The 487-nt window shown below is 69.8% G+C and carries 1 pseudogene; it reads right to left on the bottom strand.

What is annotated here, in order from left to right:
• Nucleotides 1-106 precede the first annotated feature (106 nt).
• Nucleotides 107-487 (bottom strand): annotated as a pseudogene (locus ABTU92_RS28835) (aromatic ring-hydroxylating dioxygenase subunit alpha); the annotation flags it as partial.

Below are 487 nucleotides of genomic sequence, written 5' to 3'. Positions count from 1 at the left end.
GCGGCCGCACGCCTCCGCGATCGCGCGGCCGACCCCGCGGGCCGCTCCGGTGACGACGATGGTGCGTCCGTTCAGCATGCGCCTTGCCCGCCTCCGCGGCTCTCGTTCAGACGGCCGTCCGCGCCGCGGCGGCGTCCTCGGCGGCGATCTGCGCCTTGGCGGCGCGGGTGAGCATCTGGCGCATGCGCGACACGCCGATATCGTGTTGATAGAGCATCTCGCGCATGCGGGCGTCGTCCGGCATGTCCTCCAGCATCTCGCGATCCTGTTCGAGCACGTGCCAGTGCCGCTCTTCCAGCATGGCGCGGTAGAGGAAGCGCCACGCCTGCCGCGCGAGGCCGTCGATCTTGCGCATGCGCCAGAAGAAGACGTAGCAGTGCGTCTCGTCGATCGGCGTGGTGAAGCCGATGATGCGGAACACGCTGCCCGGGCCGGCCGCCTTCGGATACGGAATGTCGAGGCGGCAATAGGTCTGCGCCTCGGTGAC

Origin of the sequence: Rhodoplanes sp. SY1 (assembly GCF_046000175.1) — a bacterium.
Taxonomy (GTDB): Bacteria; Pseudomonadota; Alphaproteobacteria; order Rhizobiales; family Xanthobacteraceae; genus Rhodoplanes.
The sequence above is the reverse complement of the archived record's forward strand: the minus strand, read 5'-3'. Positions and strand labels throughout refer to the sequence as shown.